The 23951-nt window shown below is 72.4% G+C and carries 14 protein-coding genes and 1 riboswitch; of the genes, 8 read left to right on the forward strand and 6 right to left on the reverse strand.

Annotated elements, in window-relative coordinates:
- Window positions 1–122 precede the first annotated feature (122 nt).
- A complete protein-coding gene (locus WMF29_RS21150; RefSeq protein WP_437330561.1) occupies window positions 123–2555 on the forward strand; it encodes a ribonucleoside-diphosphate reductase subunit alpha in 2433 nt (810 codons plus the stop codon).
- Window positions 2556–2614: 59 nt separating this feature from the next.
- Entirely contained in the window at window positions 2615–3571 is a 957-nt protein-coding gene (locus tag WMF29_RS21155; protein WP_437331149.1) for a ribonucleotide-diphosphate reductase subunit beta, read from the forward strand.
- A gap of 29 nt (window positions 3572–3600) precedes the next feature.
- On the opposite strand, the gene WMF29_RS21160 is transcribed toward WMF29_RS21155, so the two are convergent.
- The gene (locus tag WMF29_RS21160; protein ID WP_437330562.1) at window positions 3601–4833 is read right to left on the reverse strand and encodes a hypothetical protein; all 1233 of its coding nucleotides are present in this window, start codon (window positions 4831–4833) and stop codon (window positions 3601–3603) included.
- Window positions 4827–6821 (reverse strand): TonB-dependent receptor domain-containing protein, encoded by a 1995-nt coding sequence (locus tag WMF29_RS21165; protein ID WP_437330563.1) that lies wholly within the window; start codon window positions 6819–6821, stop codon window positions 4827–4829. The genes WMF29_RS21160 and WMF29_RS21165 overlap by 7 nt, the downstream gene beginning before the upstream one ends.
- A 243-nt stretch (window positions 6822–7064) precedes the next feature.
- A riboswitch (cobalamin riboswitch) is annotated at window positions 7065–7291 on the reverse strand.
- Between the two features lie 236 nt (window positions 7292–7527).
- On the opposite strand from WMF29_RS21165, the gene dhbC reads away from it, so the two are divergent.
- The 5 genes from dhbC (at window position 7528) to WMF29_RS21190 (ending at window position 13235) form a co-directional block, all read left to right on the forward strand.
- Entirely contained in the window at window positions 7528–8796 is a 1269-nt protein-coding gene (gene dhbC, locus WMF29_RS21170) for an isochorismate synthase DhbC (RefSeq protein WP_437330564.1), read from the forward strand.
- Window positions 8793–10463, forward strand: a complete 1671-nt coding sequence (locus WMF29_RS21175; protein ID WP_437330565.1) for a (2,3-dihydroxybenzoyl)adenylate synthase — start codon at window positions 8793–8795, stop codon at window positions 10461–10463. The genes dhbC and WMF29_RS21175 overlap by 4 nt, the downstream gene beginning before the upstream one ends.
- A gap of 98 nt (window positions 10464–10561) precedes the next feature.
- Entirely contained in the window at window positions 10562–11554 is a 993-nt protein-coding gene (locus tag WMF29_RS21180) for an isochorismatase family protein (protein ID WP_437330566.1), read from the forward strand.
- A 46-nt stretch (window positions 11555–11600) separates the two neighbouring features.
- Complete coding sequence (locus WMF29_RS21185) at window positions 11601–12446, forward strand: siderophore-interacting protein (protein ID WP_437331150.1); 846 nt, start codon at window positions 11601–11603, stop codon at window positions 12444–12446.
- A gap of 12 nt (window positions 12447–12458) precedes the next feature.
- Window positions 12459–13235 carry a 2,3-dihydro-2,3-dihydroxybenzoate dehydrogenase gene (locus WMF29_RS21190; RefSeq protein ID WP_437330567.1) on the forward strand — a complete coding sequence of 259 codons (777 nt, stop codon included), beginning with the start codon at window positions 12459–12461 and terminating at the stop codon, window positions 13233–13235.
- Between the two features lie 287 nt (window positions 13236–13522).
- On the opposite strand, the gene WMF29_RS21195 is transcribed toward WMF29_RS21190, so the two are convergent.
- From WMF29_RS21195 to WMF29_RS21210, 4 genes are all read right to left on the reverse strand, one after another.
- The gene (locus tag WMF29_RS21195) at window positions 13523–14419 is read right to left on the reverse strand and encodes a PepSY domain-containing protein (protein WP_437330568.1); all 897 of its coding nucleotides are present in this window, start codon (window positions 14417–14419) and stop codon (window positions 13523–13525) included.
- A 98-nt stretch (window positions 14420–14517) separates the two neighbouring features.
- Window positions 14518–15807, reverse strand: coding sequence for a hypothetical protein (locus WMF29_RS21200; RefSeq protein ID WP_437330569.1), 1290 nt, complete (start codon window positions 15805–15807; stop codon window positions 14518–14520).
- A 49-nt stretch (window positions 15808–15856) separates the two neighbouring features.
- Entirely contained in the window at window positions 15857–18430 is a 2574-nt protein-coding gene (gene mxcH / locus WMF29_RS21205) for a TonB-dependent siderophore myxochelin receptor MxcH (protein ID WP_437330570.1), read from the reverse strand.
- A 244-nt stretch (window positions 18431–18674) separates the two neighbouring features.
- Window positions 18675–18884 (reverse strand): hypothetical protein, encoded by a 210-nt coding sequence (locus WMF29_RS21210; RefSeq protein WP_272099725.1) that lies wholly within the window; start codon window positions 18882–18884, stop codon window positions 18675–18677.
- Between the two features lie 603 nt (window positions 18885–19487).
- Between WMF29_RS21210 and mxcG the strand changes: the two genes are divergently transcribed.
- On the forward strand, window positions 19488–23915 hold the full coding sequence (gene mxcG, locus WMF29_RS21215; protein ID WP_437330571.1) for a myxochelin non-ribosomal peptide synthetase MxcG: 4428 nt from the start codon (window positions 19488–19490) through the stop codon (window positions 23913–23915).
- Window positions 23916–23951 lie beyond the last annotated feature (36 nt).

Consider the following 23951-nt stretch of genomic DNA (forward strand, 5'->3'; position numbering starts at 1 on the left):
CTCGGAACGAGCACGACGAGGAGGATGCCATGCTGAACGAACCGTTGGTGAAGAGCAACGGCGCGGCGCCGTTGCGCGCGCCCCACGCACTCCAAGCACCCCACGCACCCCATGCGCCCGCCATGACGAGCGGCGGCGCGGAGGAGACGCTCCCGCACACGACGATGCGCGTGAAGAAGCGCAACGGATCGAGCGAGCCAGTCGACGTCAACAAGATCGTCCGGGCCGTGAGCCGCTCCTGCGCGGCCCTGTCCGACGTCGACGCGCTCCGCGTCGCGACCAAGACCATCAGCGGCCTCTACGACGGCGCGACGACGCGCGAGCTCGATCAGCTCTCCATCCAGACGGCGGCCTCGCTCATCGCCGATGAGCCCCAGTACGCGAAGCTCGCGGCGCGCCTGCTCGCGACCTACATCGACAAGGAGGTCCGCAATCAGGAGATCCACGCCTTCTCGCAGTCCATCGCCGTGGGGCGGCGGCTGGGCCTCATCAACGATCGGCTCCACGGCTTCGTCGCGCAGAACGCACGCAAGCTGAACGACGCCATCGAGCCGGGGCGCGACCACGAGCTCGAGTACTTCGGCCTGCGGACGCTCTACGACCGCTACCTGCTCAAGCACCCCGAGACGCGCCTCGTCATCGAGACGCCGCAGCAGTTCTTCCTGCGCATCGCGTGCGCGCTCTCCGAGACGGCGGCGCAGGCCGTCGAGCTCTACCGGCTCTTCTCGTCGCTCGATTACCTCCCGAGCTCACCGACGATGTTCAACTCCGGGACGAGCCACGAGCAGCTCTCGAGCTGCTTTCTGCTCGACTCGCCGGACGATCACCTCGAGACCATCTACCAGCGCTACACCGACGTCGCGATGCTCTCGAAGTTCTCGGGCGGCATCGGGCTCGCCTACCACCGGGTGCGCTCGCGCGGCTCGCTCATCGAGAGCACCAACGGGCACTCCAGCGGGATCGTGCCTTGGCTCAAGACGCTCGACGCGTCCGTCGCGGCCGTGAACCAGGGCGGCAAGCGCAAGGGCGCCTGCTGCGTCTACCTCGAGCCGTGGCACGCCGACGTCGAGGAGTTCCTCTCGCTGCGCGACAACACGGGCGACGAGGCCGCGCGCACGCACAACCTGAACCTCGCGAGCTGGGTCCCGGATCTCTTCATGAAGCGGGTCGAGGCCGACGGCGAATGGAGCCTGTTCGACCCGAAGGACGTGCGCGATCTCCCCGATCTCTACGGTGAGGAGTTCGATCGTCGCTACGCCGAGGCCGAGCGGGCGGGCCTCGCCAAGAAGACGATGAAGGCCCGCGAGCTCTACGCGCGGATGATGCGCACGCTCGCGCAGACGGGCAACGGCTGGATGACGTTCAAGGACAAGTCGAACCGCGCCTGCAACCAGACGGCGCTGCCGGGCCGGATTGTGCACCTCTCGAACCTCTGCACCGAGATCCTGGAGGTGACCTCGAACGAGGAGTCGGCCGTCTGCAACCTGGGCTCGATCAACCTCGCTCGCCACACGACCACACTGGCGGACGGCGCGATCGTGTTCGATTTCGAAAAGCTCGCGCGCACGGTGCGGACCGCGATCCGCCAGCTCGACCGCGTCATCGACCTCAACTACTACCCCATCCCCTCGACGAGGCGATCGAACCTCCGCTGGCGGCCTGTCGGGCTCGGGCTCATGGGCCTGCAGGACGTGTTCTTCCAGATGCGCCTGCCCTTCGACGCCCCGGCCGCGCGGGAGCTCTCCAGGCGGATCTCGGAGGAGGTGTATTACCACGCGCTCTCGACGTCCGCGGACCTCGCGGCGGAGAAGGGGCGACACCCGGCGTTCGACGAGACGCGCGCCGCGCGCGGAGAGCTCCAGTTCGACGCGTGGAACGTCGTCCCGGAGGACACGGCCCGCTGGGAGGCGCTCCGCGCGCGCGTCCAGGCCGAGGGGCTCAGGAACTCGCTGCTCGTCGCCATCGCGCCGACGGCCACCATCGCGTCGATCGCGGGCTGCTACGAGTGCATCGAGCCGCAGGTGTCCAACCTCTTCAAGCGCGAGACGCTCTCTGGGGACTTCCTGCAGATGAACCGCTACCTGGTCGCCGAGCTCAAGCGGCTCGGCGCCTGGAACGACGCGGCGCGCGCCCGGCTCAAGCTCGCGGAGGGCTCGGTCCAGGGCATGGACGAGCTGCCCGAGCAGCTGCGCGCCGTGTACCGGACGGCGTGGGAGATCCCGATGCGCTCGCTCATCGACATGGCCGCGGATCGCGGCGCCTTCATCGATCAGAGCCAGTCGCTGAACCTCTTCGTCGAGAACCCCACCATCGGCCAGCTCTCGAGCATGTACTTCCACGCATGGAAGAAGGGGCTCAAGACGACCTACTACCTGCGATCGCGCCCCGCGACGCGCATCGCCAAGGCGACCGTGGAGGCGGCGCCCGACCGCACGCCCGAGGGCGGCGCCGCGCCGCGCCGCGAGGGCGGCTGGGGACAGGCGCCGCCGGCGAACGCGGCCGCGGACGTGGCGTGCGCGCTCGAGAACCCCGAAGCCTGCGAGGCCTGCCAGTGAGCCGCGTCAGCCGCCCCGCGCGCCTCCTGGATCCGGGCCAGTGCCTCACCCTTCGCCCGATGGCCTATCCGGCCTTCTTCGAGATGTACCGCTCCGCCATCAAGAACACGTGGACCGTGGAGGAGGTCGACTTCTCCACGGACGTGGGCGACCTGCGGAAGATGACCGACGCGGAGCGGCACCTCGTGCAGCGCCTCGTCGCGTTCTTCGCCACGGGAGACTCCATCGTGGCGAACAACCTCGTCCTCAACCTGTACAGGCACATCAACGCCCCGGAGGCGCGGATGTACCTGTCGCGGCAGCTCTACGAAGAGGCGCTCCACGTCCAGTTCTATCTGACGCTCCTCGACACGTACATCCCCGATCCCGAGGACCGTCACCGCGCCTTCGCGGCCGTCGAGAACATCCCCTCGATCCGGCAGAAGGCCGATTTCTGCATGCGGTGGATCGATTCCATCGAGTCGCTGGGCCGGCTGGACTCGCGCGCCGATCGGCGGCGGTTCCTGCTGAACCTCATCTGCTTCGCCGCGTGCGTCGAGGGGCTCTTCTTCTTCGGCGCGTTCGCGTACGTGTACTTCCTGCGCTCGCGCGGCCTGCTCCACGGGCTGGCCGCGGGGACGAGCTGGGTCTTCCGCGACGAGAGCGCGCACATGCGCTTCGCCTTCGAGGTCGTGAGCACGGTGCGGCGCGAGGAGCCCGAGCTCTTCGACGCCAGCCTCTCGCGGTCGATCCTCGAGATGATGGATGAGGCGATCGCCTGCGAGGCCCGGTTCGCCGAGGATCTCCTCGGCGCCGGCGTGGCGGGAATGTCGGCGCGCGACGTGCGCCGCTACCTCGAGTTCTGCGCCGACCAGCGGCTCGCCACGCTCGGCATGCCGAAGCGCTACGGGGCGAAGAACCCGTTCTCGTTCATGGATCTGCAAGACGTCCAGGAGGTCACGAACTTCTTCGAGCGCCGCGTCTCCGCGTATCAGGTCGGCGTCTCCGGGGAGGTCGTCCTCGACGCCTCGTTCTGACGCGATCGACCTACCGCCCGCAGGGCCGATCAGAGCCCGCCGATCCCTCGCGGCGGGAGCCCGATCTCGGTGTCGACGGTCGCGTCCTCCAGCGGCTCGAGCGCGCCGTTCGCCGTCACCTGCCAGCGCCGGAGCTTGTTCTTCTCCGCGTCGCTCAGCAGGCAGACGTCGCCGCAGCCGGGCGAGCAGTGGACGCCGCCGAAGGCGTAGGCCTGGGTTGCCAGGGCGAGCGTCGTGACCTCGCCCGTGGCGATGCTCACGGAGAAGGCGCGATCCCCGGCGGACGTGCTGCCCGCGTAGGCCGTCCCGAGGAGGACGTCCTCGGAGGCGAAGGCGAGCGTGGGCTGGACCGCGGCGCCGAGCGCCCTCGCCACGCCGAGCCGCTTGATCTCCTCCGGGGGCGAGGTGCGAGCGTCGTAGATCACGATGTCGCTCGTCGCCGGATCGTACTCCATCGTCTCGGCGTTGAAGCGGCTCGAGCAGGCCACCGCCAGCCGCTCTCCCGAGGGCGACACGGCGAGGCGCCCGCAGCCGTAGAGCCCCTGCACGTCGACCGTCCATGTGACAGCGCCCTGCTCCGGCGAGACGCCCACGAAGCGCCCTTCGCCCGCGGTCGAGAGGTCCGCGGCGAGCCGGCCGAGCGATACGACCACGTCGTCGCCGACGCGCGCCATCCCCGACGGGCGCGGCAGGAGCCCCTCTTCCTCCTCCGGCAGGGCGATGCGCCCCGCGATGGAGTACTCCTTCGTGTCGACGATCAGGAGATCGCCGCCCTCGTCGAACGGCTCCACGCCCGGGCTCGGGTTGCTCCCGTAGCGCGACACGAGCGCGCGGTCCGCGCCCACCTCGATGTAGTCCTGCGGGTTCGACTCGAACCCCTGCCCGACCGGGAGCTGCGCGAGGACCTCGGCGGTCTCGAGATCCATCCAGGTGATCACGTTCGTGCCGAACCGATCGAGCAGGACCACGCGGCCGGACGGCGGCGCCGCCCTCGGGACGTCGACGTCGCCGGACAGCGCGAGGCTGAGCCCCGGCTTCGCCGCGCCGCTCGACACGAAGGAGGGCGACAGGGTGGTCCCGTCGAGCTCCGACACAACGATGTTCGTCGACTGGTAGTCGCTCGTCACGATGACGACGCCGCTCTCGCACGCGTCGCCGTCGCCGCCGCCGTGGACGCCGCCCGTCGACGGCGGCGGTGAATCCACGTTGCAGCCGAGGAGCGGAATCGAGATCGCGATCGCAGATAGACTGATCTTCACCATGTTGACTCCAGTGTGAAAAACACGCTCCGTCCCGGGAGCGGATACCCGACGACATCCGTGCGCCGCGCGTCCAGCAGGTCCGCGACGCGACCCCTCACCGCGAGGTGCCCGCCGAGCCACCTCGCCTCCGCGTCGAGGTCGACGGTCGCTTGCTCCGCGATCACGCCGAGGCCGGCGGGATCGGCGTACCGGCTCGACTGGTACACGGCCCGGAGCTCGCCCGACGCGCCCGAGAACACGGCGCCGTCCGGACGGTTCCACTCGGCGTGCAGGCGCGGCGCGACGACGAGGCGCGAGCGGAACGGGAGGATGTCGTTCCTCGTCGTCCGCCCCGGCGTCGTGTCCCGCGGATCGAGCAGCGTCGCCGCGATCTCGGCGCGGAGGAACGGGGTCACCTCGACCCCGGCCAGGAGCTCTGCGCCCACGACGCGGGCGCGGCCGACGTTGTACGGGCTCACGTAGCCCTGGCCGGATTTCTCGTACGCGACGAGCCCGGAGACCGCGCTCCCGAACGCGAACGCGTCGATGAAGGCGCCGCGCACGACGGCGCCGCGCCCCGTCTGCGCCCGGATCCCGGCCTCGATCGTGGCGCCGGACTCCGGCTCGAGCTCCACGTTGCCGTGGACGACGCCGGAGACGCCGTACACCTCGCCGAGCGTCGGGACGCGGACGTAGCGGCCCACGGTCGCGAGGAGCCGGATCCGGTCGCTCCCCGCCTCCACGCCGACCCGCCCGGTCGGGACGAGCACGTCGCAAGGGCGCTCCCGGTCCGCGCCGGTGGCGTGGCACTCCCCGCTCGCGAGGGCGTGCAGCGCGAGCCCCTCGCCGAGGCTCACCTCCGCGCTGACGGCGCCGCGCGCGAACGAGCGCCGCGCGCGCGCGAGCGGGACGTCGTCCGGCGCGCGCGAGATGCCCTCGCGCGCGACCGAGAGCACGGGCCGCACCCGGAGCCGGTCGGCGAACGAGAGCGTCGCCCCGAGCGTCTGCTCCAGGCGGCGGCCCGCGAGCCGGAGCTCCGGCGTGAGCAGCGCGAGCTCGAAGAGGGGATCGTGGACCTCCGAGCGCGCCTCGATGAACGAGGTGCGCGCCTCGATCGCGTGCTGCGCCTCGCCGCCGAACGGCACCCGCGCCACGACGGACGTCAGGACGCGCCGCGACTCCCCCCGCGCCCTCCGGGATGGCAGGAGCGCGAGCCTCGGCATCCCCTGCTCGCGATCGGTGCCGTTCGCGATCACGTCGACGATCGCGCCGCCCCCGAGCTCGACGCGCGCGAGCGCCCACGCGTCGATCGTGCGCACGTCGGCGTTCTGCCGGCGCTCCAGGGTGTCGTCGCTCTCGTCGAAGAGCGTCCCGCGATCGTCCACGAACGTGTAGCGGTTCTCCGCGGCCTCGGCGCTCACCCCGACGATCGAGCTCACCGGCCCCGCGCTGGCGCCGGCGAACGCCCACCCGCGCCGCGCGCCGAGCGAGCCCGCCATCGCCCCCACGCCGGCCGTCGTCCGGGAAGGCCGCCGCGGCTCGAAGAAGATCGCGCCGCCGGGGCCGAGGCGGTCGGCCTCGATGGGCGCGTTGCCGCGGTAGATCTCGACGCGCTCGATGAGCCAGAGGGGCACGAGCGAGAGATCCGCCGTCCCCACGACGTCGTCGTTCAGGCGGACGCCGGCGAGGTACACAGGCGTCTGCGTGGCGGTCGCTCCCCGGAGGGCCGCGGTCGCCGGCCCGCCGAAGCCGCCCGACTCCTCCACGCGGACGCCCGGCTGCGTGCGGAGCACGTCCGCCGCCCCGAGCCCCGCGCCGGTGAGGCGATCGCGGCTCAGCACCGACCCCGCGACGGACCTGTCCTTGGGCGGCGCGGGCGCGCGCAGGCGATCCCCCTCGACGCGCACCTCCAGCGGGGCTGTCTCCGGCGGAGCGGCAGCGCGATCGCCCCCCTGCTCGCCCGCCGGCCTGCGCAGATCGTCAGCGCGGGCAGCCGGCAGGGCTGCCACGGCGCTGCCGACCGCGAGGGCGAGCCAGCACGCCGCGCCGGCGCTCCGGCGCCGACGCGACCGACGATCAGAGGAATCAACCATTCACGCGCCGCCTGCCCGCGTCGACCCAGCGCTGCTCCGGGTGAGCCGAGAGCCGAAGCGAGGGGGCTGCGTGACGGGCCACGGCACCGCGCGCGAGCGAGGTGGTCGAGGGCCTGCGCGCCTTCCCCTCGAAGGCTCAGGTCAGCGCGCGCCAGCGCACCGGCGCGCGCACCTTCGGCAGGTCTTCGGACTCACGGGCGCTGCGGCCGTCGCCGGCCGCTCTCCTACGGATCACCGCTTCCCAGGCTGCTCTGGTGCATGCCCAGTGCTTCTTGGTGATCGTCGTTCCCGTTCACCGCTGCGGGGGCAGTCCCGGATTCTCACCGGGTTCCCTTTTCAGCTCGCCCGGCGATGGCCGGGCGAGCACCGATGGCGGGGCGACTCGTCGCACCCGTCACGCAGGATGTCAACGCAGAAGCGAAGCCCCGGAGCGCCCCGTCCACGGGCCCCACCGACGGCACACACCCGAGACAGAATCGGGAGTCCCTTGACAGTTTCGATCTTCCGTGCCATGAGTTACTTGAAACTGATTTTCTTTATCATAATCAAGCGGCCCGAGACCTGACGTCCAGCGCCCGATGACCCGAGCCCACGTGGCTCTCGACGCCCATCGGAGCTGAATGTGACGAGTTCCATCTCGATGCCGGCCTCTGCCGCGCTGCCCGCGGTGAACGCAGGGCAGCTGTTGAAGCAATACACCCCTGAGTCGGCGTTCTTCTTCGCGTCGCCGACACGCACCCTGCTCGCGCAGGGCGTACACGACATGATCCTCGAGCCGAACGGCGCGGATCAGGGCGACCGCCTCGCGGACCGCGTCACAAGGGTGCTCGCGGCGGCCTCGAGGGCCGGCGCCGGCCAGGGCCTCCCCATGGTGGTCGGCGCGGTGCCGTTCAACAGCACGTCGCCCGCTCACCTCATCGTGCCGCGGACGATCCAGAGCGCAGGCCCGCTCAACCACACGTCGGAGTCGCCGAGAGCGCACCTGCCGATTGCCATCCAGGAGCTGCGCCAGGTCCCGGAGCCCCGCGACTACGTGCGCGGCGTCGAGACGGCGGTGGGCCTGATGCGGTCCGAGGTGCTGAGCAAGGTGGTCCTCTCCAGGATGCTGGAGATGGTCCTGCGAGAGCCGGTCGATCTCCGCCTCGTCCTCCAGCGCCTCTCGCAGCAGAACCGGAACGGCTACACCTTCGCCGCGAACCTCTCGGATCCGACCGCGGGGCTCTCCGGCGCGGAGCGCGGCGTCGCGATGTCGCGCGCGCGGACGCTCCTCGGCGCGAGCCCGGAGCTGCTCCTGTCGCGCTCCGGGCTCCGGGTGATCGCCAATCCGCTCGCCGGCTCCGCGGTCCGCAGCCCGGACCCCGACGAGGACCGCCGGCGGGCGATCGCCCTGCTCGCGTCCGAGAAAGACCGGCACGAGCACGCCATCGTCGTCGACGCCGTGGCCGCCGCGCTCCGGCCGTTCTGCCGGCGCCTGAGCGTCCCCGACGAGCCTTCGCTCACGCAGACCCCGACGCTGTGGCACCTGTCGAGCCGGCTCACCGGGGAGCTGCGCGATCTCTCGATCTCCTCGATGAAGCTGGCCACAGCGCTGCACCCGACCCCCGCGGTGTGCGGATACCCGACGGACCGCGCCCGCGACGCCATCGAGGCGATCGAGCGGTTCGACCGCGGGTTCTTCACGGGGCTCGTGGGCTGGTCCGACGCCAGCGGCGACGGCGAGTGGGCGGTCGTCATCCGCTGCGCCGACGTCGCCGGCCGGGCGCTCCGCCTCTATGCCGGGGCCGGGATCGTCATCGGCTCCAGCGGCGAGCACGAGCTCGCCGAGACCACCGCCAAGCTCGGGACGATGCTGAACGCGCTCGGCCTCGACCGGGCGCCGGAGCGGGCATGAGCGCTCCGGAGGAAAGCCCGCAGGCGCCCGCGCAGGCGCGGAGGCAGGCGCTCGACGGCTGGACTCCGTGGCCGGCCGAGATGGCCGATCTCTACCGGCGCGCCGGCTACTGGCGCGGCGAGACCTTCGGGCGCCTGCTCCGCGAGCGGGCCGCGCGGCACCCCGATCGGATCGCGCTCGTCGGCGGCGATCGCCGGGTGAGCTACGGTGAGCTCGATCGGCGCGCCGATCGCCTCGCCGCGGGCCTCCTGCACCTCGGGCTCCGGCCGGGGGATCGCGTCGTCGTCCAGCTCCCGAACATCGCGGAGTTCTTCGAGGTGTGCTTCGCGCTGTTCCGGCTCGGGGCGCTCCCCGTGCTGGCCCTGCCCGCGCACCGGCGCGCCGAGATCGCGTATTTCTGCGAGCACACCGAGGCGGTCGCGTACGTCATCGCCGACCGGGACGGCGGGTTCGATTACCGGGAGCTGGCGAGCCAGATCCGGCGCGACGTCGGGACCTTGCAGCACGTGCTCGTGGCCGGCGAGCCGGGCGAGCACACAGCGCTCTCGAGCCTGGACCGGGAGCCCGTCGAGCTCCCGGAGCCCGCCGCGGGGGACGTCGCCTTCTTCCAGCTGTCCGGCGGGAGCACCGGCGTACCGAAGCTCATCCCGAGGACGCACGACGACTACCTCTACAGCGTGCGGGCCAGCGCGGAGATCTGCGGGCTCGACGAGGGCAGCGTCTACCTCGCCGTCCTCCCCGTCGCGCACAACTTCACGCTCAGCTCGCCCGGGAGCCTGGGCGTGCTCCACGCCGGAGGCCGCGTTGTGCTCTGCCGCCGCCCCAGCCCGGACGAGGCGTTCCCGTGGATCGAGCGGGAGCGGGTCACGCTGACCGCGCTCGTGCCGCCGCTGGCCTCGGTCTGGCTGGAGTCGGCCCGGGCGGCGCGGCACGACCTGTCGAGCTTGAAGGTGCTCCAGGTGGGCGGCGCCAGGCTCCCCGCGGAGGTCGCGCGCCGCGTGGGGCCGACCCTGGGCTGCAAGGTGCAGCAGGTGTTCGGGATGGCGGAGGGGCTCGTCAACTACACCCGCCTCGACGACCCCGACGCCATCGCGCTCGAGACGCAGGGCAGGCCCATCTCGCCCCACGACGAGGTCCGCGTCGTGGACGACGACGACCGCGACGTCGAGCCCGGGCAGGTCGGCCACCTGCTCACGCGAGGGCCCTACACGATCCGCGGCTATTACAGGGCCGACGCGCACAACGAGAAGGCGTTCACGCGCGACGGCTTCTACCGCACGGGCGATCTCGTGCGGCGGACCGCCGCCGGCTACCTCGTCGTGGAGGGCCGCGCCAAGGATCAGATCAACCGCGGCGGCGAGAAGATCGCGGCCGAGGAGGTCGAGAACCACGTCCTCGCCCACCCGGCGGTGCGCGACGCGGCGCTCGTCGCCATGCCGGACGCCCACCTCGGCGAGCGATCGTGCGCGTTCCTCGTGGCGCGCGGGCAGCCGCCGCCGGCGAGGGAGATCAACGCCTTCCTGCGCGAGCGCGGCGTCGCCCAGTACAAGGTGCCCGATCGCATCGAGTGGCTCGACGCCCTCCCGACGACGAGCGTCGGCAAGGTGGACAAGAAGGCGCTCCGCCGGTGGATCGCCGACAGGCTCGCGCAGGGAGCGCGCGCCTGAGAGGGCAGCGCGGGCCGAGGCGGCGCAGCGACGCCCGCGGCCCGTTCCATCGACAGGAGCGCTGCGACCAGAAGAGACGAGGAGAGAGAGGAACGACCATGGCCATCCCCCGCATCCAGACCTATCGCATGCCACGAGCCGACGAGCTCCCGGAGAGCCGGGCGTCATGGCGGCCGGATCCGGGGCGCTCCGTCCTCTTGATCCACGATATGCAGGAGTATTTCCTCGGCTTCTACGACGCGAGCGCGTCCCCGATGGTCGAGCTGATCGAAAGTGTCCGCCTGCTCCGGGAGCGGTGCGCGGCGAGCGGGATCCCGGTCGTCTACACGAAGCAGCCCGCCGAGCAGACGAGGGCCCAGCGCGGTCTGCTGACGGATCTCTGGGGGCCCGGTCTGACGCAGCAGCCCGACAAACACGAGATCGTGCGCGAGCTCGCGCCTGGAAGCGCCGACACCGTCCTCACCAAGTGGCGCTACAGCGCCTTCCAGCGCACGGAGCTCCTGGATCTCATGCGCCGGTGGGGCCGCGATCAGCTGATCGTGTGCGGCGTGTACGCGCACATCGGGTGCCTGCTGACCGCGTGCGAGGCGTTCATGAACGACGTCCAGCCGTTCCTCGTGACCGACGGGACCGCCGATTTCTCCCGGCAGCAGCACGACATGGCCATCACCTACGTCGCGCAGCGGTGCGGCGTCGCGCTGCCCACGAGCGACGTCCTCGCCGCGCTCGCGCCCCGCGAGCGGGCGAGCCCCCTGCGGCGCGAGGCGCCGGCGCCGGCGCCGCTCGGGGGGACGCAGGACCGGACGCCGTGGGTCGAGCGCCTGCGCGGCGAGGTGGCCGAGGTCCTCGACCAGCTCCCCTCGGCGATCTCCGATCGCGACAACGTCCTCGATCTGGGGCTCGACTCGATACGGCTCATGACGCTCGTCGAGCAGTGGCGCGCCGCGGGGATCGACGTCGCGTTCGTGGACCTCGCCGAGCTGCCGACGCTCGGGCACTGGTGGGAGCTCCTGTCGACCCGGCTGCCGCGCGAGGCGAGGCCAGCGCCCCGGCACCGCGCGGAGGCGCCCATCCAGGAAGCCACCGGCTGACCGGCCGAGCTTGCCCCACGACGGCTTCCCCATGGCACAGGTCACCATGAATCGCGTCGCGACATCCCCACCCGGGCCGGTGGCGCGCACCCCGCCGCGCCTGCTCGAGGTGCTGCGCACGACCGCGATCTCCCCCCGCATGCGGCGGATCACGCTGGGCGGCGAGGCGATCGCGGGGTTCCCCGCGCGCTGCGGCGGCGCGCACATCAAGGTCTTCTTCCCGCGCGGCGACCAGGCGGCGCCGGAGCTGCCCACGCTGGGCCCGGACGGCCCCGTCTGGCCTCCGATGCCTCGGCGGCCGATCACGCGCACGTACTCGGTGCGCAGGTACGACGCGCAGGCCGGCGAGCTGGACGTGGACTTCGTCCTGCACGGGGACGAAGGCCCCGCGTCGCGGTGGGCCCACCACGCCAGGCCGGGCGACCGCATCGGCATCGCCGGACCGGGCGGCCCCGATCCGATGCTCGGTCCCGCGGACTGGTACCTCCTGGCCGGCGATCTCTCCGCGCTGCCGGCCATCGGCGCGCTGCTCGAGGCCCTGCCGAAGACGGCGCGCGGCCACGCCGTCGTCGCGGTCCCCGACGCGGCGGACGTGCAGGAGATCGATCACCCGCCGCACGTCGCGCTGACCTGGATCTACCTGCAGGGCGAACACGCCCCGGGCCCCCGGCTCGAGGCGGCCGTCCGCGCCCTGGGGTGGCCAGACGGCCGCGTCTTCGCCTGGGTCGCGGGCGAGTCGTCGTCCGTCGTCGCGATCCGCGATCACCTGCTCGACGAGCGCGGGCTCGGGCGCGAGGCGCTGTATGCGATCCCCTACTGGAAGGCCAGCCAGTCCGAGGAGGCGTACCACGCGGAGCGGCACCGGATCATGGACGGGCTCGACAGGGCCTGACGGGAGCGAGCGATGGAGTTCAAACACAAGGCGGCGCTCGTCACGGGCGCGGCCCAGGGGATCGGCGAGGCCGTCGCCCGGAGGCTCGCCGCGCGGGGCGCCGCGGTGGCGGCGGTGGACGCGAACCGGGAGCGCCTGGGCGCCGTGGTCGCCGATCTCCAGGCGAGCGGCCATCGCGCCGCGGCGTTCGCGGTGGACGTGGCCGACGGCGAGGCGGTCGACGGCGCGGTGGAGCGGATCGAGCGCGAGCTCGGCCCGCTCGAGATCCTTGTCAACGTGGCCGGCGTGCTGCGCGTGAGCGCCGCCCTCTCGCTGAGCGACGACGACTGGGAGCGCACCTTTGCGGTCAACACCAGGGGGGTGTTCAACGTGAGCCGGGCCGTGGCGCGCCGCATGGTGCCGCGCCGATCGGGGTCGATCGTGACGGTCGGGTCCAACGCCGCGCGCACGCCGCGGATGAACATGGGCGCTTACGCCGCCTCGAAGGCCGCCGCGGCCCAGTGGACGAAGTGCCTCGGCCTGGAGCTCGCGCAGCACGACATCCGGTGCAACGTGGTGTCCCCTGGCTCGACGGACACGCCGATGCAGCGCGCGCTCTGGGCGGACGATCGCGGCGCTCAGGCGGTCATCGCCGGCGCTCCCGAGGCGTTCCGGCTGGGTATCCCGCTGCGCCGGATCGCCACGACGGACGACGTCGCCAGCGCGGTGCTGTTCCTGCTCTCGGACGAGGCGCGGCACATCACGATGCACGACCTCTGCGTCGACGGAGGCGCCACGCTGGGCGCGTGATCCTCGTCTTGCTTCGTTCGAGCGAGGGATGAGCCGCCAAGGCGTCAAGATTTCAAATTCATTATCTTCTTGGTGACTTGGTGGTTCATTCTCTGGTTTCCGAGCTGAGCGGTGTTCTGAGCACCGATCACATTGAAACCCGGAGAATTTTCACAGGGAGGCGGGGAGGCGGGGAGAAAGAAGCAAATGAATTTCTCCCTCTTCCTCTTGCTGTCTCTCGCTCCCCGCCTCCCCGCCTCCCTGTGAAATTCCTGCTCTTTTCTGGGGGTTTCAACCCGTTTGTCGCTCTAAGGGCCTTCCTTGCCGACGTGTCCGAACAGCGCGTCCGACGCCGTGCCGACCATCACCACCGCGGCGAGCGCCACGGCGGCGGCGATCGCGAGGGCGCCGAGGACCCGCGAGGGCTTCATCTGCCACCACATGGCGAGGCCGCTGAGCGCCCACACGACCAGCGTGATCCCGGTGATGTCCGCGAAGAGCGCCCAGAGCCAGGCCACGCCGCCGTGCACGGGGAAATGATGCGTCTTGTGAAGCGTCTCGAGCACCTCGACGAAGCGAGGCCACCCCCGCGCGCCGGCGTGCCGCCCGTCGAGCCGCCCCGTGCCCAGGTTGTATGTGACGTTCCAGGCGCGGCCGTCCGCGTCCCGCATACCGAAGCGCAGCTCGGGGCTGATCTTCGGGTGGGCGCGCAGCGGCCCCGCGGCGTCGACGCCGATCTTGGGCAGGAGATCCTTTATCTGCTCCTGCACCGCCGCCATCCTGTGTCCGGGCAGGTCGATCGCGACGCCGGCGAACGGGGGCGCGGGGGCCTCGGGCTCGGGAGGATGGCTGGAGACCGTCGCGCTGCCGTCGTCGAGGCGCAGGATCACCACCTGGCGTCCCCCGCCCGCGCTCGGCGCCGCGAGCAGCGGCCACCCGGAGAACGCGCCTGGGGTCCCCGGATCGAGCGTGTAGCGCGAGGGCGAGCCGGCGTTGAGCTGCTCGACGACCTGGCGCGCGAGCTCGCCGGGATCCCAGGGCTGGAACCCGGTGAGCGCCGACAGCTGCTCTCCCGAGAGCGACCGGCTGTCGATGTCTCGCCCGATCTGCGGGTGATTGAAGAGCGTGCCGCTGATCCCGAACAGCAGTATCCAGGGGAACAGCAGCAAGCCCAGGTACATGTGCACGCGGCGCACGACCTTCATGATCGCGCCGTAACGCGGCCGCCCGCGGGAGCCCCGTGGCGAACGGGGCCCTCGCGCGGCGTCGTCCCTCATCGCTTCTTCGTGATCGGGCGCGAGCGTCATCGGATCTTCGCGACGGAGAACGTGAGCCCAGGCGCGCTCACGCCCGCCTCACCGGGCCCGTCCTCGCCAATCTCGCGGAGCGTCGTCGACTCCTGGCCCTCGAACTCCAGCAGGTAGGTGCGGTCGCCGAGCGCGACGGACAGGACGCTGCCGCCGCCGGGCGCGGCGTCGAGCACCGTGGCGGTCGGCGTATCGCCGAGCGTTACGCTGGCCCACCGCCACGCCGCGGCGCTCGCCAGCACGCGCGGGTGGGTGTCGTCCGCGATCGCGAAGAGGCTCTCGTCGAGCACGCGCAGGAACGCCTTGCCGTCCGGGCCGCCGAAGAGCGAGCCGGCGGTGTCGCCGTCGAACAGCGCGCTCAGCTCGACGTGGAACTCGGGATCGAACTGCCTCGTCTCGGGGTCGAAGCGCAGCATGCACGGGGCAGCAGCGTTGTCGGGGTTGAGCCGGTGCACCGCCGCGCCGTACGCCTCGGTGGCCACGTAGATCATGCCGTCGGGCCCCTCGACCCCATCGCGCACATAGCCGCAGCGATCGTCGGTGACGACGGTCGCCTCGTCCGTCGTGCTGTCCACGACGATGACCGCGGCCACGCTCGGGACCTCCGGGCCGACGCGCCACCCGCCGAAGGTGATCACGTCGTCGCCCTGGCGAAGCGGCGGCGAGGAAGAATAGGTGAGCATGGCGTCCGGGATCACCAGATCCTCGAGCGGAATGTCTCCGGTCACCGCCATCTCCGCGGGATTCCAGACCACCACCTGGGCGGTGGGACCATCGAAGAAGTACGCCTTGGTCTCCGAGACGAAGTGGAACTGCGTGCCGTACTCGCCGATCTTCGCGAGGCCCTTGCCCTGGAAGCTGATGGTGTCCCCTTCCTCGAGGCTGCCGTCCTCCTGGAGGTCGTAGCGGGTCACGGTCGCCGCGGCGTCGCTCGCAACGAACACCGCGCCTCCGCCGTCCAGCCCGACGCCGAGGGCGCGCCCCTGCACCTCGATCGCGTTCTCCAGCGACAGCGCCTCGGCGGAGTCGATGTCGTCCGTCACGGCGATGTAGCTCTGGGTGTCGCCGCCGTCCGGCCCGAACACCTGGATCGTGAGGGCGTACGCCGGCCCCGCGCTGGGTGTCCCCCCCGTGCCGCTGGTGGCTCCGCCGGCGCCGGTGCCTTCACCGCCGCCGCCCCCCGCGCCGCTGCTCGTGCCATCGCTCGTGTCGTCGCCGCAGGCGGCGAAGCACGGGAGGAGCAGTGTCAAGAGGAGGGCATTCGCGTAGCGCGCACGAAATAACATGAAGGATCTCCTTGTGTCGGGTTTCAACTGCCGTCGCACGAACATCGGCTCACAGGCTCAAGGCGAGCTTGGCGTACGCCGCTCGCCCGGGGCGCTGGATGCCGTGGAAGCTGAAGGCCTTCTCGTCGGTGAGGTTCTGCACCTCGACGGTCGAGCTCACCGTCCATCCGCCGCGCTCGACCAGGTACGTGAGCGCGAGCGTGTGCAGGAGCTGCGACGGGATCTCCGCCTTGGAGCGGGCCGCGCCGCGGCCTTCCGGGCCGACGAAGAACGCGTGTACGTAATCCGTGATCCAGGTCAGCGACAGGACATCGCGCCGCGCCGCGATCTCCGGCCACTGCGCGCGCGCGGCGACGCCGCCGAACAGGTACGGGAGGTTCTGGATGCGAACGTCGGTCGAGCCGTCCCGGAAGTCCTGCCATGTGACGTGACCGTCGACCGACAGCCAGTCACCCGGAGAGGTCCACCCGGCCGTCGACTCGAAGCCGACCGAGCGCGCCGACAGCGTGTTGCCGTACGCCGAGTAGCCGAGGAACCTTTGCAGCGTGATCAGATCCTCGGTGAAGCGACCGAAGCCGTTGACGTTGAGCCGGAGCTGTCCCACGGGGGTCTCCGCGCGCTCCAGGGTCACGCCGAGGTTGACGTTGTGGCTCGCCTCCGGCTCCAGGTGGACGTTCGAGACGACGAGCCCTCCGTCGCCGAACAGCTCCTCCGGCGTCGGCAGGCGGGTGGCGACCTCGTACGAGGCCTTGGCGTAGATGGCGTCGGTGAAGCGGAAGCGCAGGCTGTCCCCTGCCCCCACGCGGTGGGTCGCCCGATCGACGTCGCCGATCCGGCCGCTCGGCAGGTGTTCCCGGGTGCGGACCGACTGCAGGTAGAGCTTGGCGAAGGCGATGTTCGCGAGCCGGCCCTCGAGCGGCCTCGCCTCGTACTCGACGCCTGCCACCCCGCTCCACAGGTCCCGCTCCGCGGTCAGCGGGTCCTTCTCGCGCTCGGCCACGATAAGGTTCCTCCCGGTGCGCGTCACGTGGGTCGGAGAGAGCCCGAAGCGCAGGAGGTGATCTGTCGCGGGGTGCCACGCCGCGTTGACGCGGGCGAAGGCGGTGTGCTGACGGACTTGCTGGTCGTTCGCGTCGTCCCCGACCTCCCCCCGATACGGGCGCGGCTTGCAGCGGTCGGACCAGTCGTAGGTGCACGTGGCCGTGTCGAGGAAGGTCGTGCGCGCGTACGAGTACCCCGCGAGGGCGTCGAGCCGCGCCCTCCCGAAGAACGGCTGCGCATACCGCAGCAGCGCGCCGCCGGTCTGCCTGCCGAAGGTCGCCTCTCCGAAGGGCGGCGACGTGACCCTTCCGTCGAGCATGGTGACGAGCGGGCCGTGCTGCAGCTCCTTGTCGTGCGAGGTGAAGAAGGCGCGAACGAGCAGGCGGTCAGCCCACGGCCGCCGGATGACCCCCACCTCGGCCGCGCCGCCGGCCGCGACGTAGCCATCGTGGAACCGCCGGGCGCGCGCGGGCGACGGGCGCCCGCTCTCGTCGAACGCCATGACATCGACCGGGGTGTCGTTCCGCGCGCGATCGACGAACCCGCTCGCGCGGGCGAAGAGGCCGCTCGGCGCGTGCGCGTGGCGCGCGCCGAGGGTCAGCCGGTACGTTCCGAAGGAGCCGACCTGGTAGGACGCCGCAGCGCCCGTGCCGCGCGTGTCCTGATCGGTCACCAGGTTCACCGCGCCGCCGAGCGCGTCCGAGCCGAAGCGCAGCGGGACGACGCCGCGGTAGATCTCGGCGCGCTCGACGAGGTTGACAGGCACGTTGGCGACCCCGAAGGAGTGCCCGGCGAGATCGAGCGGCACGCCGTCGAGGAAGAAGCGGATCCGGTCGTCGGTGAGGCCGTTCAGCGAGAAGCGCGCGTCGGAGCCGAGCCCGCCGAGGCGGCGCACGCTCACGCCCTCGGCGCGCGACAGCACCTCGCCGAGATCCGCGGCCTGCCGCCTGGCCTCGACGGTCTCGATCACCTGGACCGCCTGCGCTGAGGTCCGGAGCCGCTCGGCCTCGGAGGCCCCCCGCACGCTCACCTCGATCGCGGGCAGAGCTGGCCCGGCGGCGCCCGTGGCCGGCGCGGCCCCGGCGGCGCTTGCAGCCGGCGCGGCCCCGGCGGCGCCCGCGACCGGCGCGGCCGCGGGGCCCCCCCGCCCGGCCGGCATCCCCGCACCGGGGCCGGCCGCGGGGGGCGGCGCAGGCAGCCGGAAGTCGTGGCGGTAGAGGATGCGCGACGCGACGCTCCGGTCGCCCCGCCGGGCCGGCGTGAAGCGGAAGCGCAGCGCGGCTTCCCGCGCGGCCTCGTCGAACCCGTGGCCCGCGGGCTCGGCGACCTCTGCGCTCGTGACGCGCCCTTCCGCGTCGATCGTCAGCCGCAGCACGACGCTCCCCTCCAACCCCGCCTCGCGCGCCGCCTGCGGATACGCCGCCTCGACGGCGCCCGTGAGCTCGGGCGGGCGCACCGCGGGCGCGGCGCCATCGCCCGGGGCGCGCGCCGCCGGCGCTGTCTCGGCCTGGGGAGCCGCTCCCTCGACGCCCTCGTCGGCAGGGGCCTCGTCGCTCGCCCGCGCGTCCGCTGCGAAGGCCAACAGGGCACCGCAGGGGGCGAGGACCAGAGTCCCGGCCAGCGCGGCGCAACGCAAAAGGCGTAATCGAATCATGAGATCACCGGGCATGCTCACCGGAGCGTGACGATGCGGCGCTCTGGCCGGCTCTGCGCAAGCTGGTTGTCGTGGCGTCTCGCTCGCCGGCGCCTCAGGCCTCTTCGGACGGCGCGAACCGCGCTGGCCAGGGGTCGCCGCCGCGAGCTGTCATGTCAGGGCTCTCGGGGATTCAACCGCTCACGTCCTCCGCCGCCGGGACCGGGACGACGACGACGCGCTTGCACCGCCGGCACTTCAGCTCGACGCCGCCGGGCACATACCGGGCGAGCAGGCTGCCGCACCCGCAGCGCACGGCGTTGGGCTCGGCATGTCCAGCAACGCCGCAGTGATCACACCGGCTGTCGAGCGGAGCCGTCGCCTTCGACATCAGGTTGTCCATCGTGGAACCCCATTTTCAATATTGAAAGTCACTTTCAATTTCAACATGAAACCTGCCATGCTACCAACGACGTTGTCAAGCGAAAGCGGTCGGGCAGCGTCCGCGACGTCCGCGGAGGGCCGCGATGGTCCGCAGGTCCGAGCAGCGCGAGATCGCGGCCAAAACGGAGGCGATGTGCGCGATCGGCGCGCTCGCTCGGGTCGCCGGCGCCGTGCCTCGATGGCGCGGGCGGCCCCCCCCACTGGACGGTGGCCCGCGGCTGGGGTCTCAGCGAATTCACTTGACAATGCCTACCCTACCTCACCATAAACGAACTTGAAAGTAGTTTTCATTTTCACTCAATCGTCGATGCCGAGGTGGCTGCGCCCATCGCGGGGTCGTCGAGCTGTGTCCGCCGTCGAGACGATGTCCGGCGCCCCTGCCCTGCGTGCTCTCGGGGCTCGGGCCCTGCTGCGCCGGCGGGCGCCGCTTTCGCTCCAACGGGGCTGGCTCGGGCGTCACGGCCGTCTTTGCACCGCCGTCGCGGGGCGCGGATCGCCTGCCGCGAGCGTGCCTGTGGCGGCTGTCCCGTCGAGCGCCGGTTGAACCAGGAGGGTTGTCGTCATGGTCGCTCCTCAGGACGCGCGCTGGCCGCTGTCGGCCGCGCAACACGGTATCTGGCTAGGCCAGCAGCTCGACCCGGCGAGCCCTGTGTACAACGCGGGCGAGTGCGTCGAGATCTGCGGGCCCATCGATCTCGCCACCCTCGAGGCCGCGATACGCCAGGCCGTCTCCGAGGCAGAGACGCTGCACGTGCGCTTCACGAGCGAGGCGGATGGACCGCGCCAGCGACTCGACCTGTCCCCTGACTTCCCTGTCCACCGCGTCGACGTCAGCGCGGCGCCGGACGCGTTCGCCGCGGCCGAGGCGTGGATGCGCGAGGATCTCGCGAGGCCGGTGGATCTCGCGCGCGGGCCCCTCTTCACGGAGGCGCTGTTCACGGCGGGGCCCGACAGGCTCTTCTGGTACCAGCGCGCGCACCACATCGCGCTGGACGGCTACGGCTTCTCGCTGACCGCGCGGCGGGTGGCCGAGATCTACACCGCGCGCGCCGAGGGCCGATCGAGCGAGAGCGGCGCCTTCGGCTCGCTGCGCCGGGTCGTCGACGAGGATCTGGCCTACCGCGCCTCCCGCGATCTGGAGCGCGATCGCGCGTTCTGGACGCGGCGCTTCGCCGACCGGCCCGAGCCCGTGAGCCTCGGCGACGAGCCGGCGCCTGCGTCGCGCGCCTGCCTGCGCCGGACGGCCTCGCTCGCGCCGTCCACCGTCGACAGGCTGAAGGAGGTAGCGCGCCAGGCCAAGGCGACGTGGCCGGACGTCGTGGTCGCCGCGACCGCGGCGTACGTGCACCGGCTCACCGGCGCGCCCGAGATCGTCCTGGGGCTGCCCGTGATGGGGCGCCTCGGCTCGGTCTCGCTGCGCATCCCGAGCATGGTCATGAACATCGTCCCGCTCCGGGTGCCGATCCCGGAGGGCGCGAGCTTGTCCGCGGTCACCCGGCAGGTCGCGGCCGAGCTCGCGGCCATCCGGCCCCACCTGCGGTATCGCTACGAGCAGCTCCGCCGGGATCTCAAGCTGATCGGCGGCAGCCGCCGGCTGTTCGGCCCGGTGATCAACATCATGCCGTTCGATTACGACCTGCGCTTCGCGGGGCATCGCGGCATCGCGCACAACATCGCCGCAGGCCCGGTCGAGGATCTGTCGTTCGGCATCTACGCGAGGTCGGACGGGCGCGGGCCGCGGCTCGACCTCGACGCCAACCCGGCCTGCTACGGCGACGAGGACCTCTCGGCGCACCAGCGCCGGTTCCTCGCGTTCCTGGAGGCGGTCGCCGCCGCCCCCGAGCAGGCCCTCGACCGCGCCGAGATCGACCTCCCCCGGGCCGCGGCGCGCGCGCCGGGCGCGCAGGCGGCCGCGGCCGGGCGGCCCGGCGCGCTGCTCGACGGGGGCCCGCTGCCCGCGCCGGCGCGCCCCGTCGTCGAGCAGATCGCCCTGCGCGCGCGCGAGCAGCCGGACGCGACCGCCGTCCACCACGACCTCGAGCGCGTGACCTACGGCGAGCTCGACATGGCCGCCCGGCAGCTCGCCGCCCGGCTCGCCGCGCTCGGCGCCGGGCCCGACACGCTGGTCGCGGTGCTCCTGCCGCGCAGCGTCGGCGCCATCACCGCGATCCTCGGCGCGCTCTACGCCGGCGCAGGCTACCTCCCCCTCGATCCGGACGGGCCGCAGCCCAGGACCACCGCGATCCTCGACGACGCCAGGCCGGCGATCGTCGTCACGACGTCGCAGCACGCCGCGAAGGTGGGGAGCGATCGCGCGGTGCACCTCGTGCTCCTGGACGAAGCGATCCACGGCGCGCCAGCGCCGGCGCGGGCGCCGGTCCAGGGCGCGGCGGAGCACCTGGCGTACGTGATCTACACGTCCGGCTCCACCGGCCGCCCGAACGGCGTCATGATCGAGCGCGGCGCGCTGGCCCACTTCGTGGCGGCCGCGACCCACCGCTACGATCTGCGCCGCGACGACCGGGTGCTGCAGTTCGCGCCGCTGCACTTCGACGCCAGCGTCGAGGAGATCTTCCTGACCCTGTGCGCGGGCGCCGCCCTGGTGCTGCGCACGGACGAGATGCTGCAGTCCGTGCCGCGGCTGCTCGACGCCTGCGAACGGCACCGGATCACCTTCCTGGATCTGCCGACGGCGTTCTGGCACGAGCTCGCCTACGGACTCTCCACCGGCGCGGCGTCGCTCCCCGCGAGCATCCGCACCGTCATCATCGGCGGCGAGGCGGCGCTGCCCGAGCGCGTCGAGCGCTTCCGCAGCGCCGTCGGTCGGCGCGCGCGGCTGCTCAACACCTACGGCCCCACCGAGGCGACGGTCGTCGCCTCGGCCGCCACGCTGAGCGGCGGCGATGCGCCGGACGATGAGCACGAGGCGCCGATCGGTACGCCGCTGCCCGGCGTCCGCGCGGCCATCGTCGACACACACGCGCACGGCCGGCTGGTCGCGCAGGGCGCCGTGGGCGAGCTCCACCTCATCGGGCCCGGCCTGGCGAGGGGGTACCTCGGGCGGCCGGACCTCGACGCCGCGCGCTTCGTCGTGCTCGACCAGCTCGAGGGCAGCCCGCGCGCGTACCGCACCGGCGACCTGGTCCTCCAGCGGGCCGACGGGCAGATGGTCTTCGTCGGGCGCGTCGACGACGAGCTCAAGATCAGCGGCCATCGCGTCGATCCGATCGAGATCGAGGCCGCGCTCCTGCGCCACCCTTCCGTGCGGGAGGCGGCCGTCATCGGGCACGCCTCGGCCGGCGGCGGCAAGCGCCTGTCCGCGTTCCTCGTCGCCGGGGACCCAGCCCCTTCGCCGGCCGAGCTCCGCAGGCACGCGCGCTCGCTGCTCCCCGCGGCCGCCGTCCCCTCGGCCTTCGTGCTCACCGATCGGCTGCCGAGGACGAGCTCCGGCAAGATCGATCGCAAGGCGCTGCGGGAGGCGCCGATCGCCGCGACGGCGGAGCCGCCTGCCGCCGCGACGGCCCTCGAGCGGCAGGTGCTGCAGATCTGGGAGCAGGTGCTCGGCGTGAGCGGCCTGTCGGCGCACGACGATTTCTTCGAGCGCGGCGGCCAGTCGCTGCAGACGATCCAGGTCGCCAACCGGCTCAGCGTCGATCTCGGGCGGGAGATCCCCGTCGCGATGGTCTTCCGCCACCCGACCGTCGCGGCGCTCGCGCGCGCTCTCGACGAGGCGCAGGGCGCGGCGGCGGCGGCGGCGCAGACGAGCGGCGGGCCCCCCGGCGCCATGCTGGCCGACGCCGAGCTCCCCGAGGACGTCGTCCCCCGATCGCTCGCGTGGTCCGGCGGCCGCGGTCGCCCGCGGCAGGTCGTGCTCACGGGCGCGAGCGGCTTCGTCGGCGCGCACCTGCTCCATGAGCTCCTGACGCAGACCGACGCGACCGTGGTCTGCCTTGTGCGCGCCGAGAGCGAGGCGCGCGCAGCGGAGCGGATCCGGCAGGCGCTCTCGAAGCAGCGCCTGCCGGTCGACGGCATCGACGCGCGGGTGCTGGCCGTGCCCGCCGACCTGACGCAGCCCCGGCTCGGCCTGAGCGCAGCGCGGTTCGGCCAGCTCGCCGCGGCGTGCGACGCCATCTACCACAACGCCGCGGTGGTCAGCCTCGTGCGCGACTACCGCAGCCTGCGCGCCGCCAACGTGATCGGCACGCGCGAGGCGCTCCGCCTGGCCGCGGCGGCGCGCCCGAAGCCGCTGCACCACGTGTCGACGCTCGCCGTGGCCCCGGGCATCGCGGCGAGCCCCGAGGTCGCGGAGGCGTTCGTGCCGCCGCACCCCGGCCTGCGCGACGGCTACCAGCAGAGCAAGTGGGCGGCCGAGCGCCTCGTGCAGCAGGCCGGAGAGCGCGGGCTGCCGGTCGCCGTGTACCGCCTGGGCCGCGTCGTCGGCGCGCCCGGCACGGGCGTCGTCAACGAGCAGGATCTGGTCTTCCGGCTGCTGCGGGCCGGCATCCCGGCCGGCGTCCTGCCCGATCTCGACGTGAGGGAGGTGTGGACGCCCGTCGACTACGTGGCGCGCGCGATCGTGCGGCTCTCGCTCACCACGCTCACCGCGCAGCCCACGGGCGCCGTGGTCAACGTCGCCCCTGCGCCCGAGGTCCGGCTGACGGAGCTCTTCGACTGGGCGCGCGACTACGGCTATCCGGTCGAGCGGCGCCCGGTCGCGGCGTGGCGCGCGCGGCTGAAGGACGGCGCCGACGCCGCGGACAGCGCGACGCTCGCGTTCTTCGATCTGCAGTCGGCCCCGGCCGACGGAGAGGCGACCTTCGGCATCGGGCGCGTGCGCTGCGACACCCTGGAGCGCGGCCTCGCCGGCACCGGCATCGCGTGCCCGCCGATCGATCGCGCGCTCTTCTACCGCTACCTCGATCGCTGCGTCGAGGAAGGCCTCCTGCCGCCCCCTTCCAGCGCGGCGCGGCGGGCGCCGCGACGCTCATGACACCGGCTCACGGACGACAACCTCCAGCCTGAGAGA

This window comes from Sorangium sp. So ce381, from assembly GCF_051473845.1.
Taxonomy (GTDB): Bacteria; Myxococcota_A; Polyangia; order Polyangiales; family Polyangiaceae; genus Sorangium; species Sorangium atrum.